Origin of the sequence: Enterobacter cloacae complex sp. 302F9, from assembly GCF_050030335.1 — a bacterium.
Taxonomy (GTDB): domain Bacteria; phylum Pseudomonadota; class Gammaproteobacteria; order Enterobacterales; family Enterobacteriaceae; genus Enterobacter; species Enterobacter hormaechei_C.
The window spans coordinates 4,196,409-4,211,450 of the sequence record NZ_JBLGUC010000001.1 but is presented as its reverse complement, the minus strand read 5'-3'; the positions used below and the strand labels follow the sequence as shown (position 1 = coordinate 4,211,450).

The window sequence follows — 15,042 nt, the reverse complement described above, 5'->3', positions numbered from 1 at the left end:
CTGTTGAAGCGTTTGTCTGTATCTCAAACCCTGGAGCTTGCTCCGGGGTTTTTCTTATCTGTTTAACCACATTAATCCCAGGGACTTCACCATGAAACTATTCGCCCAGGACTCGCATCTCGACCTTTCACATCCCCATGTGATGGGGATCCTGAATGTCACGCCTGATTCCTTCTCTGACGGCGGCACGCATAATTCGCTTATCGACGCGGTTAAACACGCGAATTTAATGATTAACGCGGGTGCCACCATCATTGACGTTGGAGGGGAGTCAACGCGGCCTGGCGCGGCGGAGGTTTCGGTGGAAGAAGAGCTGGCGCGCGTGGTGCCGGTGGTGGAGGCTATCGCCCGGCGCTTTGAAGTGTGGATCTCCGTTGATACCTCCAAACCCGAAGTGATCCGTGAAGTGGCGAGAGTGGGCGCTCACATTATCAATGATATCCGCTCGCTGACCGAGCCGGGCGCGATTGAAGCCGCCGCAGAAACCGGGCTACCGGTGTGTCTGATGCATATGCAGGGTCAGCCTAAGACAATGCAGGAGGCGCCAAAATATGAAGATGTGTTTGCCGACGTCACCCGCTTCTTTATTGAGCATATCGAACGCTGTGAACGTGCGGGTATCGCAAAAGAGAAATTGCTGCTCGACCCGGGCTTCGGTTTCGGTAAAAATCTCTCACACAATTACGCGTTGCTTGCGCGCTTATCAGAGTTTCATCAGTTCGGCCTGCCACTGCTGGTGGGAATGTCGAGAAAATCGATGATTGGTCAGTTGTTGAATGTCGGGCCGAGCGAACGTCTGAGCGGCAGTCTGGCCTGCGCGGTGATTGCCGCGATGCAAGGTGCACACATCATTCGCGTCCATGACGTAAAAGAAACAGTAGAAGCCATGCGTGTGGTGGAAGCCACACTGGCAGCGAAGGAAAACAAACGCTATGAGTAATCGTAAATATTTTGGTACCGATGGCATCCGTGGGCGCGTAGGCGATGCGCCAATTACCCCTGACTTTGTCCTGAAGCTGGGCTGGGCAGCGGGGAAAGTGCTGGCGCGTCATGGCTCCCGTAAGATCATTATTGGGAAAGATACCCGTATTTCGGGTTATATGCTGGAATCCGCGCTGGAAGCCGGGCTGGCGGCGGCGGGGCTTTCAGCTTCCTTTACGGGGCCAATGCCGACCCCTGCTGTTGCCTATCTGACCCGCACCTTCCGTGCGGAAGCGGGCATCGTCATTTCAGCTTCCCATAATCCGTTCTATGACAACGGTATCAAATTCTTCTCCATCGACGGCACCAAACTGCCGGATGACGTGGAAGAGGCGATTGAAGCGGAAATGGAAAAAGAGATCACCTGTGTTGACTCCGCTGAGCTGGGTAAAGCAAACCGTATTGTCGATGCCGCAGGCCGCTACATTGAATTCTGCAAAGGCACTTTCCCGAATGAGCTGAGCCTGGCACACCTCAAAATTGTGGTGGACTGTGCCAACGGTGCGACTTACCACATTGCGCCAAATGTGTTCCGCGAGCTGGGTGCCAAAGTGATCACTATCGGCTGCGAGCCGGACGGTCTGAACATCAACGAAGAAGTCGGCGCGACAGACGTGCGTGCCTTGCAGGCGCGTGTGCTGGCTGAAAAGGCCGATCTGGGTATTGCCCTGGATGGCGATGGTGACCGTGTGATCATGGTTGACCACGAAGGTAACAAGGTCGATGGCGATCAGATCCTCTACATCATTGCCCGTGAAGGCCTGCGTCAGGGGCAACTGCGCGGTGGCGCGGTGGGCACGCTGATGAGCAATATGGGCCTGGAACTGGCGTTGAAACAGCTCGGTATTCCGTTTGTTCGTGCGAAAGTGGGTGACCGCTACGTGCTGGAAAAACTCCAGGAGAAAGGCTGGCGTATTGGCGCGGAAAACTCCGGCCACGTGATCCTGCTCGATAAAACCACCACCGGTGACGGTATTGTGGCGGCGCTTCAGGTTGTTGCCGCGATGGCGCGTAACCATATGAGCCTGCACGATCTGTGCAGCGGCATGAAAATGTTCCCGCAGATTCTGGTCAATGTGCGTTTCACCGCGGGTAAAGGCGACCCGCTGGAAAATGATAACGTGAAAGCGGTGATGGCAGACGTGGAAGCGACTCTTGGCAGCCGTGGGCGCGTCCTGCTGCGTAAGTCGGGTACCGAGCCGCTGATCCGCGTGATGGTGGAAGGCGAAGACGAAGCGCAGGTAACCGAATTTGCGCACCGCATTGCGGATGCAGTCAAAGCTGCATAATCTTTCAGAATAAGTGTTTAAAAAGGCGGCGTTTGCCGCCTTTGTTTTAAGCAATGAATGGCTTTTTGCTGTTTTTTTCCGCAGTTGATACAATGCCTCGAAAATGCCCTTGCGAAGGTGATTCGCTTTGGTTAGTATTCACACCCGCTTCAGTGGGAAACAAAATCCTGCTAATTGGTCGAAGCATTGGTATGCGGCAAATCCGCAAGGAACAGGTTGATTATGTACGAAGCTCTTTTAGTTATTTTCCTTATTGTAGCCATCGCTCTTGTAGCGCTGATTATGCTACAGCAAGGTAAAGGCGCTGATATGGGAGCCTCCTTCGGAGCAGGCGCTTCCGGTACGCTGTTCGGTTCAAGTGGTTCTGCGAACTTCATGACCCGTACGACGGCGATTCTGGCTACGCTGTTCTTCATCATCAGTCTGGTGCTGGGCAATATCAACAGCAACAAGACCAGTAAAGGAAGCGAGTGGGAAAATCTGAGCGCGCCAGCAAAAACTGAGCAAACTCAGCCAGCTGCACCGGCTAAGCCAACCAGCGATATCCCGCAGTAAGTATTCCGTACCGAGGTGGTGGAATTGGTAGACACGCTACCTTGAGGTGGTAGTGCCCTAACGGGCTTGTGGGTTCGAGTCCCATCCTCGGTACCAATATTCCAGAAGAAAGACGTCGCAAGACGTCTTTTTTTTCGTCTGTACATTCTGTGTATCCGATCTTTTGTAGGGCGGGTAAGCGCAGCGCCACCCGCCGTTTTGCCCGGTGGCGCTGCGCTTACCGGGCCTACGAAGACCACAAAAAAGGCGCCCAATGGGCGCCTTTTGCATGACTTGCTGTCGATTATTTCTTATCGCTGTGTTCCAGGTTCTCAACCTGAGGGAGGCCATTACCGGAACTGGCGGAGAGTAGGCCATTCTCAACATAGTTGAACAGCTTCTCACGGGTATCGGTGATGTCCAGGTTACGCATGGTCAGCTGACCAATACGATCGTCCGGAGAGAACACTGACTCACCTTTCTCCATGGTCAGACGCTCTGCTTTATAGGTCAGGTTGTCAGACACGGTATTGAGGATGGAGTAATCATTGCCGCGACGCAGTTCCAGCGTCACTTCGCCGGTGATTGCGCTTGCCACCCAACGTTGCAGGGCGTCACGCAGCATCAGCGCCTGTGGATCAAACCAGCGACCCTGATACAGCAGTTTGCCCAGCTGACGGCCATGAGAGTGATACTGCTCGATGGTGTCTTCGTTGTGAATACCGGTCAGCAGACGTTCGTAAGCGATGTGCAGCAGCGCCATCCCCGGCGCTTCGTAAATGCCACGGCTTTTCGCTTCAATGATACGGTTTTCGATCTGATCGCTCATACCCAGACCGTGACGACCGCCGATGCGGTTTGCTTCCAGCATCAGTTCAACATCGTCGGAGAAGGTTTTACCGTTCAGGGCAACCGGATGACCACGTTCGAAACGCACGGTCACTTCTTCCGCCGGGATCTTCACGTTCTCATCCCAGAACTTCACGCCCATGATCGGGTTAACAATTTTTACGCTGGAGTTCAGGAATTCCAGGTCTTTCGCTTCGTGCGTCGCACCCAGCATGTTGGAGTCGGTTGAGTAGGCTTTCTCAACGGACATCTTGTAGTCAAAGCCGCAGGCAATCATAAACTCAGACATTTCATGACGGCCACCCAGCTCGTCGATGAAGTCGGTATCCAGCCACGGTTTGTAGATCTGCAACTCGGCGTTGGTCAGCAGGCCATAACGATAGAAACGTTCAATATCGTTGCCTTTATAGGTGCTACCGTCCCCCCAGATGTTCACGCCATCTTCTTTCATGGCGGCAACCAGCATAGTGCCGGTGACGGCACGACCCAGCGGGGTGGTATTGAAATAGGTCAGGCCGCCGGTCGTATTATGGAAAGCACCGCATTGGATCGCGGCAATCCCTTCGGCAACCAGCTGCTTACGGCAGTCGATCAGACGTGCGTTCTCTGCGCCATATTCCATGGCACGACGAGGGATCGCGTCATAATCTTCCTCGTCCGGCTGACCCAGGTTCGCAGTATATGCATAAGGAACCGCTCCCTTCTGGCGCATCCACAGCAGTGCAGCGCTGGTATCCAGGCCGCCAGAAAAAGCGATGCCAATACGTTGTCCTACCGGGAGATGCTTGAGAATCGTCGTCATATAATAAAACCCTGCTTGATTGACTGATTAGAGACCGCTTTCGCTCTCGATGCATGTTTATGCAAAATAAGTGAGTATTCATTTAATCATCTTTTATCGACGACCGAAAGAGACGTGTGCGTTTTTTGTAAAAATTTCCCTTTTATTGCCCTGCCTGAAGTTGGGTTGACAGGTGGGGTCAACTATCAATATACTGAACGCCGATTTTACGTCCCGTCTTCGGTACCAAATCCCAGCATTATTTGCAAATTCTGTCCAAAACGCGTAGAATTTGCCACGTTTCAGGCGCGGGGTGGAGCAGCCTGGTAGCTCGTCGGGCTCATAACCCGAAGGTCGTCGGTTCAAATCCGGCCCCCGCAACCACTTTCCTATAAAGTTCTTTTTCAAATATACTGTGAAGACTTAGAGCCTTCGTAGCTGGATTTGAAAAAATGCTTTCGGAGAGTGCTCCAGGCCACAGTTGTGGCTATAGGGTTCAGTTATCTAAAGCCCCGATTTATCGGGGTTTTTTGTTATCTGACTACAGAATAACTGGGCTTTACGCCCTTTTTTTATGTCTTGGGGGTGGGCTTGTCCACATTAGAGCAAAAATTAACAGAGATGATTACTGCGCCGGTCGAAGCACTGGGCTACGAACTGGTCGGCATCGAATTCGTTCGCGGCCGTACATCCACACTGCGCATCTATATTGATAGTGAAGATGGCATCAATGTTGATGATTGTGCTGATGTCAGCCACCAGGTGAGTGCGGTTCTTGATGTTGAAGATCCGATTACCGTTGCGTACAACCTGGAAGTTTCCTCACCTGGCCTCGATCGTCCGATGTTCACGGCCGAGCACTACGTGCGCTTTACCGGTGAAGAAGTGGCTCTCGTTCTGCGTATGGCCGTACAGAACCGCCGTAAATGGCAGGGAATTATCAAAGCCGTTGATGGTGAAATGATCACGGTGACAGTCGAAGGCAAAGATGAAGTGTTCGCGCTGAGTAATATCCAGAAGGCGAACCTGGTTCCCCACTTTTAACAGTCTGGATTGAGGTGAAAAGCCCGCGATGAACAAAGAAATTTTGGCTGTTGTTGAAGCCGTCTCCAACGAGAAATCACTGCCGCGTGAGAAGATTTTCGAAGCGCTGGAAAGTGCACTGGCTACAGCAACCAAGAAAAAATACGAACAAGAGATCGATGTTCGCGTAGAAATCGATCGTAAAAGCGGTGACTTCGATACATTCCGTCGTTGGGTAATCGTTGAAGAAGTGACCCAACCGACCAAAGAGATCACGCTGGAAGCGGCACGTTTTGAAGACGAAAGTCTGAACGTGGGTGACTACGTTGAAGATCAGATTGAATCTGTTACCTTCGACCGTATCACCACCCAGACCGCGAAGCAGGTTATTGTGCAGAAAGTGCGCGAAGCCGAGCGCGCGCTGGTTGTCGATCAGTTCCGCGATCAGGAAGGCGAAATCATCACTGGTGTGGTGAAGAAAGTGAACCGCGACAACATCTCTCTGGAGATCAAATCCGAAGGGCTGCCGGGTAACGCTGAAGCCGTGATCCTGCGTGAAGACATGCTGCCGCGTGAAAACTTCCGCCCAGGCGACCGTATTCGTGGTGTGCTGTATGCCGTACGTCCTGAAGCGCGTGGTGCACAGCTGTTCGTGACGCGTTCTAAACCAGAAATGCTGGTTGAACTGTTCCGTATCGAAGTGCCGGAAATCGGCGAAGAAGTTATCGAGATCAAAGCGGCGGCCCGCGATCCGGGTTCCCGTGCGAAAATTGCGGTGAAAACCAACGACAAGCGTATCGACCCGGTCGGTGCTTGCGTCGGTATGCGTGGCGCACGTGTTCAGGCGGTTTCTACCGAACTGGGCGGCGAGCGCATTGATATCGTTCTGTGGGACGATAACCCGGCGCAGTTCGTGATCAACGCAATGGCACCGGCTGATGTGGCGTCTATCGTTGTTGACGAAGACAAACACACCATGGATATCGCTGTAGAAGCGGGCAACCTGGCGCAGGCGATTGGCCGTAACGGTCAGAACGTACGTCTGGCGTCACAGCTGAGCGGCTGGGAACTCAACGTGATGACCGTTGATGACCTTCAGGCCAAGCATCAGGCTGAAGCCCACGCGGCGATCGATACCTTCACCAAATACCTGGACATTGACGAAGACTTCGCCACTGTGCTGGTTGAAGAAGGTTTCTCTACGCTGGAAGAACTGGCCTACGTGCCAATGAAAGAGCTGCTGGAAATTGACGGTCTGGATGAACCAACCGTTGAAGCCCTGCGTGAACGCGCTAAAAACGCACTGACCACCCTGGCGCTGGCTCAGGAAGAAAGCCTTGGCGATAAGAAGCCGGCTGATGACCTGCTGAATCTGGAAGGTCTTGATCGTGCGATTGCGTTCAAGCTGGCTGCCCGTGGTGTTTGTACGCTGGAAGATCTCGCTGAGCAAGGCGTTGATGACCTGGCCGATATCGAAGGTTTAACCGACGAGAAAGCCGGCGAACTCATCATGGCCGCACGTAATATTTGCTGGTTCGGCGACGAAGCGTAATAAACTGTAGCAGGAAGGAACAGCATGACTGATGTAACTGTAAAATCGCTGGCTGCTGAGATTCAGACCTCCGTGGACCGCCTGGTACAGCAATTTGCTGATGCAGGGATCCCGAAGTCCGCTGATGACTCGGTGACCGCGCAAGAAAAACAAACCTTGTTAGCGCACCTGAACCGTGAACACGGCTCTACGCCTGACAAGTTAACGCTACAGCGTAAAACGCGTAGCACGTTGAACATCCCTGGTACCGGTGGCAAAAGCAAGTCGGTACAAATTGAAGTCCGCAAGACGCGCACCTTTGTAAAACGTGATCCGCAAGAGGCAGAACGCCTTGCCGCGGAAGAGCAGGCACAGCGTGAAGCGGAAGAACAAGCTCAGCGTGAGGCAGAAGCCACTGCCAAACGTGAAGCAGAATTAAAAGCTGAACGTGAGGCCGCAGAAAAAGCGAAACGCGACGCCGGTGAAAAAGCGAAGCGTGACGCTGCGGAAAAAGACAAAGTGAGCAATCAACAGACCGACGAAATGACCAAAACTGCCCAGGCTGAAAAAGCCCGCCGTGAAAATGAAGCTGCCGAGCTGAAGCGTAAAGCGGAAGAAGAAGCCCGCCGCAAGCTTGAAGAAGAAGCTCGCCGCGTCGCCGAAGAAGCGCGTCGCATGGCAGAAGAAAACGAGAAGAACGGTGTGAATACCGCTGAACCAACTGAAGATACCAGCGATTATCACGTCACCACGTCTCAGCATGCGCGTCAGGCAGAAGACGACAACGACCGCGAAGTTGAAGGTGGTCGTGGCCGTACTCGCAGTGCAAAAGCTGCGCGTCCTGCGAAAAAAGGTAACAAACACGCCGAATCAAAAGCTGACCGTGAAGAAGCGCGTGCAGCGGTTCGCGGCGGTAAAGGCGGCAAGCGTAAAGGTTCCGCTCTCCAGCAGGGCTTCCAGAAGCCTGCTCAGGCCGTTAACCGTGACGTTGTGATCGGCGAAACCATCACCGTTGGCGAACTGGCTAACAAGATGGCGGTGAAAGGCTCTCAGGTCATCAAAGCGATGATGAAACTGGGCGCAATGGCCACCATTAACCAGGTCATCGACCAGGAAACCGCACAGCTGGTTGCCGAAGAGATGGGCCACAAAGTTATCCTGCGTCGTGAAAACGAGCTGGAAGAAGCAGTAATGAGCGACCGTGATACGGGCGCAGCGGCTGAACCGCGCGCACCGGTCGTGACCATCATGGGTCACGTTGACCACGGTAAAACCTCTCTGCTTGACTACATTCGTTCTACTAAGGTTGCCTCCGGCGAAGCGGGTGGTATTACCCAGCACATCGGTGCTTACCACGTAGAAACCGAAAACGGCATGATCACCTTCCTGGATACCCCAGGCCACGCAGCGTTTACCTCAATGCGTGCTCGTGGTGCTCAGGCAACGGATATCGTTGTTCTGGTCGTTGCTGCCGACGATGGCGTGATGCCACAGACCATTGAAGCTATCCAGCACGCGAAAGCGGCGCAGGTGCCTCTGGTTGTCGCAGTTAACAAAATCGATAAGCCAGAAGCCGATATGGATCGCGTGAAGAACGAACTGTCCCAGTACGGCGTTATGCCGGAAGAGTGGGGCGGTGAAGCGCAGTTCATCCCTGTATCTGCAAAAGCAGGTACCGGTATCGACGACCTGCTGAACGCTATCCTGCTTCAGGCTGAAGTTCTGGAGCTGAAAGCGGTTCGTAAAGGTATGGCGAGCGGCGCGGTAATCGAATCCTTCCTGGATAAAGGTCGTGGTCCGGTTGCAACCGTTCTGGTTCGCGAAGGTACTCTGCACAAGGGCGACATCGTTCTGTGTGGTTTCGAATACGGTCGCGTTCGTGCGATGCGTAACGAACTGGGTCAGGAAGTGCTGGAAGCGGGTCCGTCCATTCCAGTGGAAATTCTCGGCCTGTCCGGTGTTCCGGCTGCCGGTGACGAAGTCACCGTGGTACGTGACGAGAAGAAAGCGCGTGAAGTCGCTCTGTATCGTCAGGGTAAATTCCGTGAAGTGAAGCTGGCTCGTCAGCAGAAATCTAAACTCGAGAACATGTTTGCCAACATGACCGAAGGCGAAGTTCACGAAGTGAACATCGTTCTGAAAGCGGACGTTCAGGGTTCTGTGGAAGCGATCTCCGACTCCTTGCTGAAACTGTCTACCGACGAAGTGAAAGTGAAGATCATCGGTTCTGGCGTAGGTGGTATCACCGAAACTGACGCAACCCTGGCAGCAGCGTCCAACGCGATCCTGGTTGGCTTCAACGTTCGTGCTGACGCATCTGCGCGTAAAGTGATTGATGCTGAAAGCCTGGATCTGCGTTACTACTCCGTCATCTATAACCTGATTGACGAAGTGAAAGCAGCGATGAGCGGCATGCTGTCTCCTGAGCTGAAACAGCAGATCATCGGTCTGGCTGAAGTACGTGACGTGTTCAAATCACCGAAATTCGGTGCGATCGCGGGCTGTATGGTTACCGAAGGGATCATCAAGCGTCACAACCCAATCCGCGTACTGCGTGACAACGTGGTTATCTACGAAGGTGAGCTGGAATCCCTGCGCCGCTTCAAAGATGACGTTAACGAAGTCCGTAACGGCATGGAATGTGGTATCGGCGTGAAGAACTACAACGACGTTCGCGTTGGCGATATGATCGAAGTGTTCGAGATCATCGAAATTCAGCGTACCATCGCGTAATCTTCGTCAACTGAAGATTAATTAGCGTAGGCCGGGTAAGCGAAGCGCCACCCGGCAGTAATTTTAAAAAGGGGCTTAAGCCCCTTTTTTGTCTGGAGAATTTATTATGGCGAAAGAATTTGGTCGCCCACAGCGCGTCGCGCAGGAGATGCAGAAAGAGATCGCTCTCATTCTGCAACGTGAAATCAAAGATCCACGCGTGGGTATGATGACCACCGTGTCTGGCGTGGAAATGTCCCGCGACCTGGCGTACGCCAAAGTGTTTGTTACTTTCCTGAATGACCAGGATGAAGACGCCGTGAAGAACGGCATTAAAGCGTTGCAGGAAGCCTCTGGTTTCATCCGCTCTCTGCTTGGCAAAGCAATGCGCCTGCGTATCGTGCCAGAGCTGACCTTCTTCTACGACAACTCGCTGGTTGAAGGTATGCGTATGTCCAACCTGGTGACCAGCGTGGTGAAACATGACGATGAGCGTCGTGTTAACCCGGCGGACGACAGCAAGGAGGACTGATGAGTCGTCCTCGTCGTCGCGGTCGTGACGTGCATGGCGTGCTGTTGCTGGATAAACCACAGGGCGCATCCAGCAACGACGTGCTGCAAAAAGTGAAGCGTATTTATAACGCCAACCGTGCAGGGCACACTGGCGCGCTGGATCCGCTGGCAACTGGCATGCTGCCGATCTGCCTGGGGGAAGCGACAAAGTTTTCCCAGTACCTGCTGGATTCGGATAAGCGCTACCGCGTGATTGCCAAACTGGGCCAGCGCACGGATACCTCCGATGCAGATGGCCTGGTGGTGGAAGAGCGCCCGGTGACCTTCAGCGCGGAGCAACTTGATGCGGCGCTGGACAGCTTCCGTGGTGATACGCTACAGGTGCCGTCGATGTATTCGGCGCTGAAATATCAGGGCAAAAAGCTCTACGAATATGCGCGTCAGGGCATTGAGGTTCCGCGTGAAGCTCGTCCGATTACCGTGTATGAGCTGCTGTTCATTCGCCACGAAGGTGATGAACTCGAGCTGGAAGTACACTGTTCGAAAGGGACCTATATCCGCACCATCATTGATGACCTCGGTGAAAAGCTGGGCTGCGGCGCGCATGTGATTTATCTGCGTCGTCTGGCGGTCAGCAAATATCCGGTCGAACGCATGGTGACGCTTGAGCATCTGCACGCCCTGGTTGAGCAGGCGCAAGCGCAGGGCGTTGCGCCAGCCGATCTGCTGGACCCGCTGCTGATGCCAATGGACAGTCCGGCAGTGGACTTCCCGGTTGTTAATCTTCCTTTAACATCGTCCGTTTACTTTAAGAACGGAAACCCGGTTCGCACATCGGTGGCGCCGCTTGAGGGCCTGGTACGCGTGACGGAAGGTGACGAAGGGAAATTCATCGGTATGGGCGAAATGGACGGCGAAGGGCGTGTGGCGCCGCGTCGTCTGGTCGTCGAATATCCGGTCGAAGCGTGACGGTGATAACGCCTCACCTTGCGATAAGCAGGGGAGACGAGTAGAATATCGCCGCTTAACGCCTGGTAAATTGTTTAACAATCTGCGGGGCGTACATGGGATAGCTGAATTAGAGATCGGCATCCTTACATTCTTTATACTTTGGAGTTTGAAAATGTCTCTAAGCGTTGAAGCTAAAGCTAAAATCGTTTCTGAGTTTGGTCGTGGTACTAACGACAGCGGTTCTACCGAAGTTCAGGTTGCACTGCTGACTGCACAGATTAACCACCTGCAAGGTCACTTTGCAGAGCACAAAAAAGATCACCACAGCCGTCGTGGTCTGCTGCGTATGGTTTCTCAGCGTCGTAAACTGCTCGACTACCTGAAGCGTAAAGATGTTGCACGCTACACCGCGCTGATCGAGCGTCTGGGCCTGCGTCGCTAATTCTTGCGAGTTTCAGAAAAGGGGGCCTGATGGCCCCTTTTTTCAACCAGACGGCAGCAATTCAATGGAAACTATTGTATTGTTGCTATAAATGATCTTCATTGCAGAGGTTCGCGCGGCTAATGAGAGGCTTCACCCATGAGGGTGTCGGTTGTCATTAGTCGCGAGGATGCGAAGAAGGTCGGGTTAAATCGTCAGCACACCTGAGGTGTGCTTTCAAACATTTAAGAAAGGACAGAATTTTGCTGAATCCGATCGTTCGTAAATTCCAGTATGGTCAGCATACCGTCACGCTGGAAACCGGCATGATGGCGCGTCAGGCTACTGCTGCCGTTATGGTAAGCATGGATGACACCGCTGTATTCGTTACCGTAGTTGGCCAGAAAAAAGCTAAACCAGGCCAGGACTTCTTCCCTCTGACCGTTAACTACCAGGAGCGTACCTACGCTGCCGGTAAAATCCCGGGTGGCTTCTTCCGTCGTGAAGGCCGTCCAAGCGAAGGCGAAACCCTGATCGCGCGTCTGATTGACCGCCCGGTTCGTCCGCTGTTCCCGGAAGGCTTCGTAAACGAAGTTCAGGTTATTGCGACCGTTGTTTCCGTTAACCCACAGGTTAACCCGGACATCGTTGCTATGATCGGCGCATCTGCGGCCCTGTCACTGTCTGGTATTCCATTCAATGGCCCAATCGGTTCCGCGCGCGTTGGCTACATCAACGACCAGTACGTACTGAACCCAACTCAGGAAGAGCTGAAAGAGAGTAAGCTGGACCTGGTTGTTGCCGGTACTGAAGCAGCGGTTCTGATGGTTGAATCCGAAGCTGAACTGCTGAGCGAAGATCAGATGCTGGGCGCTGTGGTATTTGGCCACGAGCAGCAGCAGATCGTTATTCAGAACATCAACGACCTGGTGAAAGAAGCCGGTAAACCACGTTGGGACTGGCAGCCAGAAGCGGTGAACGAGGCGCTGAACGCACGCGTTGCTGCACTGGCAGAATCTCGTCTGAGCGACGCATACCGCATCACCGACAAACAGGAGCGCTATGCTCAGGTTGATGTGATCAAATCTGAAGTGACCGCGACCCTGGTTGCCGAAGACGAAACGCTGGACGCTAACGAGATTGGCGAAATCCTGCACGCCATCGAGAAAAACGTTGTTCGTAGCCGCGTCCTGGCAGGCGAGCCGCGTATCGATGGCCGTGAAAAAGACATGATCCGTGGTCTGGACGTGCGTACTGGCGTACTGCCACGTACTCACGGTTCTGCGCTGTTCACCCGTGGTGAAACGCAGGCGCTGGTAACCGCGACCCTGGGTACCGCACGTGACGCACAGATCATCGACGAACTGATGGGCGAGCGTACTGACAGCTTCCTGTTCCACTACAACTTCCCTCCGTACTCTGTGGGCGAAACCGGTATGGTTGGCTCACCGAAGCGTCGTGAAATTGGTCACGGTCGTCTGGCGAAGCGCGGCGTGCTGGCAGTGATGCCAGAAGCAGACAAATTCCCGTACACCGTACGTGTGGTGTCTGAAATCACCGAATCCAACGGTTCCTCTTCTATGGCTTCCGTGTGTGGTGCCTCTCTGGCGCTGATGGATGCAGGCGTGCCAATTAAAGCCGCCGTTGCGGGTATCGCAATGGGTCTGGTGAAAGAGGGCGACAACTACGTTGTTCTGTCTGACATTCTGGGCGACGAAGACCACCTGGGCGATATGGACTTCAAAGTAGCGGGTTCCCGTGACGGTATCTCTGCCTTGCAGATGGATATCAAAATTGAAGGTATCACCAAAGAGATCATGCAGGTTGCTCTGAACCAGGCTAAAGGTGCGCGTCTGCACATCCTGGGCGTGATGGAACAGGCGATTAATGCGCCGCGTGGCGACATTTCTCAGTTCGCCCCACGTATCCACACCATCAAGATCAATCCAGACAAGATCAAAGATGTTATCGGTAAGGGCGGTTCTGTTATCCGTGCACTGACCGAAGAAACGGGCACCACCATCGAAATCGAAGATGACGGTACTGTGAAAATCGCAGCAACCGACGGCGAGAAAGCGAAATACGCTATCCGTCGTATCGAAGAGATCACGGCAGAAATCGAAGTGGGCCGTATCTACAATGGTAAAGTGACCCGTATCGTTGACTTTGGCGCATTCGTTGCCATCGGTGGCGGTAAAGAAGGTCTGGTACACATCTCTCAGATCGCTGACAAGCGCGTTGAGAAAGTGACCGATTACCTGCAAATGGGTCAGGAAGTACCGGTGAAAGTTCTGGAAGTTGACCGTCAGGGCCGTATCCGTCTGAGCATTAAAGAAGCAACCGAGCAGTCTCAGCCTGCTGCGGCACCGGAAGCCCCGGCTGCTGAACAGCAAGGCGAGTAAGGTTGCCATTTGCCCTCCGCGCAGGCGGAGGGCTTATTATCAGGCAGGACGCCTTGTTAAGCCGCCGGGGGACAGGACGTTCATCAATAGTTGTCTTCGGGAGTGGGAAATGAAGCCTTTTTTGCGCTGGTGTTTCGTTGCGACAGCTTTAACGCTGGCAGGATGCAGCAACTCTGCCTGGCGTAAGAGCGAAGTCCTCGCAGTGCCATTGCAACCGACTTTGCAGCAGGAAGTCATTCTGGCACGCATGGAACAAATACTTGCCAGTCGGGCTTTAACCGATGACGAACGCGCACAGCTTTTATATGAGCGCGGAGTGTTGTATGATAGTCTCGGTCTGAGGGCACTAGCGCGAAATGATTTTTCACAAGCGCTGGCGATTCGACCTGATATGCCTGAAGTATTCAATTACTTAGGCATTTATTTAACGCAGGCAGGCAATTTTGATGCTGCCTATGAAGCGTTTGATTCTGTACTTGAGCTTGATCCAACTTACAACTACGCGCACTTGAATCGCGGTATCGCATTGTATTACGGCGGTCGTGATAAGTTAGCGCAAGATGATCTGCTGGCGTTTTATCAAGACGATCCTAATGATCCTTTCCGCAGCCTGTGGCTTTACATCGTTGAGCAGAAGCTCGATGAGAAGCAGGCCAAAGAAGCACTGAAACAGCGCTTCGATAAATCGGACAAGGAACAGTGGGGATGGAACATTGTCGAGTTCTACCTGGGCAACATTAGCGAAGCAACGCTGATGGAACGCCTCAAGGCGGACGCAACGGATAACACCTCGCTCGCTGAGCATCTCAGTGAAACCAACTTCTATTTAGGTAAGTACTACCTAAGTCTGGGGGATATGGACAGCGCTACGGCACTGTTCAAATTAGCGGTTGCTAACAACGTACATAACTTCGTTGAGCACCGTTATGCATTGTTGGAATTATCGCTCTTGGGCCAGGAGCAAGACGACCTGGCAGAATCGGACCAGCAATAGCTGACGACATAAACATCAGCCCGTAATCTTTTGATTGCCATCACCTTCACTGGTGAGGGCG

The 15,042-nt window shown here is 53.3% G+C and carries 12 protein-coding genes and 2 tRNA genes; 13 read left to right on the top strand and 1 reads right to left on the bottom strand.

Translation table 11 applies throughout. The features are described from left to right. The first annotated feature begins 91 nt into the window (after window positions 1-91). From folP to ACQG0T_RS20410, 4 genes are all read left to right on the top strand, one after another. Complete coding sequence (gene folP / locus ACQG0T_RS20425) at window positions 92-940, top strand: dihydropteroate synthase (RefSeq protein WP_003861807.1); 849 nt, start codon at window positions 92-94, stop codon at window positions 938-940. Beyond that, the gene (gene glmM, locus ACQG0T_RS20420) at window positions 933-2,270 is read left to right on the top strand and encodes a phosphoglucosamine mutase (protein ID WP_017693917.1); all 1,338 of its coding nucleotides are present in this window, start codon (window positions 933-935) and stop codon (window positions 2,268-2,270) included. The genes folP and glmM overlap by 8 nt, the downstream gene beginning before the upstream one ends. 222 nt (window positions 2,271-2,492) lie before the next feature. Continuing rightward, the gene (gene secG / locus ACQG0T_RS20415; RefSeq protein ID WP_003861803.1) at window positions 2,493-2,825 is read left to right on the top strand and encodes a preprotein translocase subunit SecG; all 333 of its coding nucleotides are present in this window, start codon (window positions 2,493-2,495) and stop codon (window positions 2,823-2,825) included. Between the two features lie 9 nt (window positions 2,826-2,834). Then, window positions 2,835-2,921, top strand: a tRNA-Leu gene (locus ACQG0T_RS20410). Window positions 2,922-3,108: 187 nt separating this feature from the next. Here ACQG0T_RS20410 and argG read toward each other — a convergent pair. Continuing rightward, the gene (gene argG, locus ACQG0T_RS20405; protein ID WP_015571974.1) at window positions 3,109-4,455 is read right to left on the bottom strand and encodes an argininosuccinate synthase; all 1,347 of its coding nucleotides are present in this window, start codon (window positions 4,453-4,455) and stop codon (window positions 3,109-3,111) included. Window positions 4,456-4,741: 286 nt separating this feature from the next. Between argG and ACQG0T_RS20400 the strand changes: the two genes are divergently transcribed. From ACQG0T_RS20400 to nlpI, 9 genes are all read left to right on the top strand, one after another. Further along, window positions 4,742-4,818, top strand: a tRNA-Met gene (locus tag ACQG0T_RS20400). Window positions 4,819-5,025: 207 nt separating this feature from the next. Further along, on the top strand, window positions 5,026-5,478 hold the full coding sequence (rimP, locus tag ACQG0T_RS20395; protein WP_014833432.1) for a ribosome maturation factor RimP: 453 nt from the start codon (window positions 5,026-5,028) through the stop codon (window positions 5,476-5,478). Window positions 5,479-5,506: 28 nt separating this feature from the next. Next, window positions 5,507-7,009, top strand: coding sequence for a transcription termination factor NusA (gene nusA / locus ACQG0T_RS20390; protein WP_003861798.1), 1,503 nt, complete (start codon window positions 5,507-5,509; stop codon window positions 7,007-7,009). A 24-nt stretch (window positions 7,010-7,033) separates the two neighbouring features. Continuing rightward, window positions 7,034-9,721: a translation initiation factor IF-2 gene (gene infB / locus ACQG0T_RS20385; RefSeq protein ID WP_032649657.1), complete on the top strand. Its 2,688-nt coding sequence runs from the start codon at window positions 7,034-7,036 to the stop codon at window positions 9,719-9,721. 106 nt (window positions 9,722-9,827) lie between these two features. Continuing rightward, window positions 9,828-10,232 carry a 30S ribosome-binding factor RbfA gene (gene rbfA, locus ACQG0T_RS20380; protein WP_003861793.1) on the top strand — a complete coding sequence of 135 codons (405 nt, stop codon included), beginning with the start codon at window positions 9,828-9,830 and terminating at the stop codon, window positions 10,230-10,232. After that, on the top strand, window positions 10,232-11,182 hold the full coding sequence (gene truB, locus ACQG0T_RS20375) for a tRNA pseudouridine(55) synthase TruB (RefSeq protein WP_047726737.1): 951 nt from the start codon (window positions 10,232-10,234) through the stop codon (window positions 11,180-11,182). The genes rbfA and truB overlap by 1 nt, the downstream gene beginning before the upstream one ends. 154 nt (window positions 11,183-11,336) lie before the next feature. Further along, a complete protein-coding gene (rpsO, locus tag ACQG0T_RS20370; protein WP_003861789.1) occupies window positions 11,337-11,606 on the top strand; it encodes a 30S ribosomal protein S15 in 270 nt (89 codons plus the stop codon). A gap of 242 nt (window positions 11,607-11,848) precedes the next feature. Continuing rightward, complete coding sequence (gene pnp / locus ACQG0T_RS20365; protein WP_017693919.1) at window positions 11,849-13,987, top strand: polyribonucleotide nucleotidyltransferase; 2,139 nt, start codon at window positions 11,849-11,851, stop codon at window positions 13,985-13,987. Between the two features lie 109 nt (window positions 13,988-14,096). Further along, window positions 14,097-14,981 (top strand): lipoprotein NlpI, encoded by an 885-nt coding sequence (nlpI, locus tag ACQG0T_RS20360; RefSeq protein WP_017693920.1) that lies wholly within the window; start codon window positions 14,097-14,099, stop codon window positions 14,979-14,981. The last annotated feature ends 61 nt before the right edge of the window (window positions 14,982-15,042 follow it).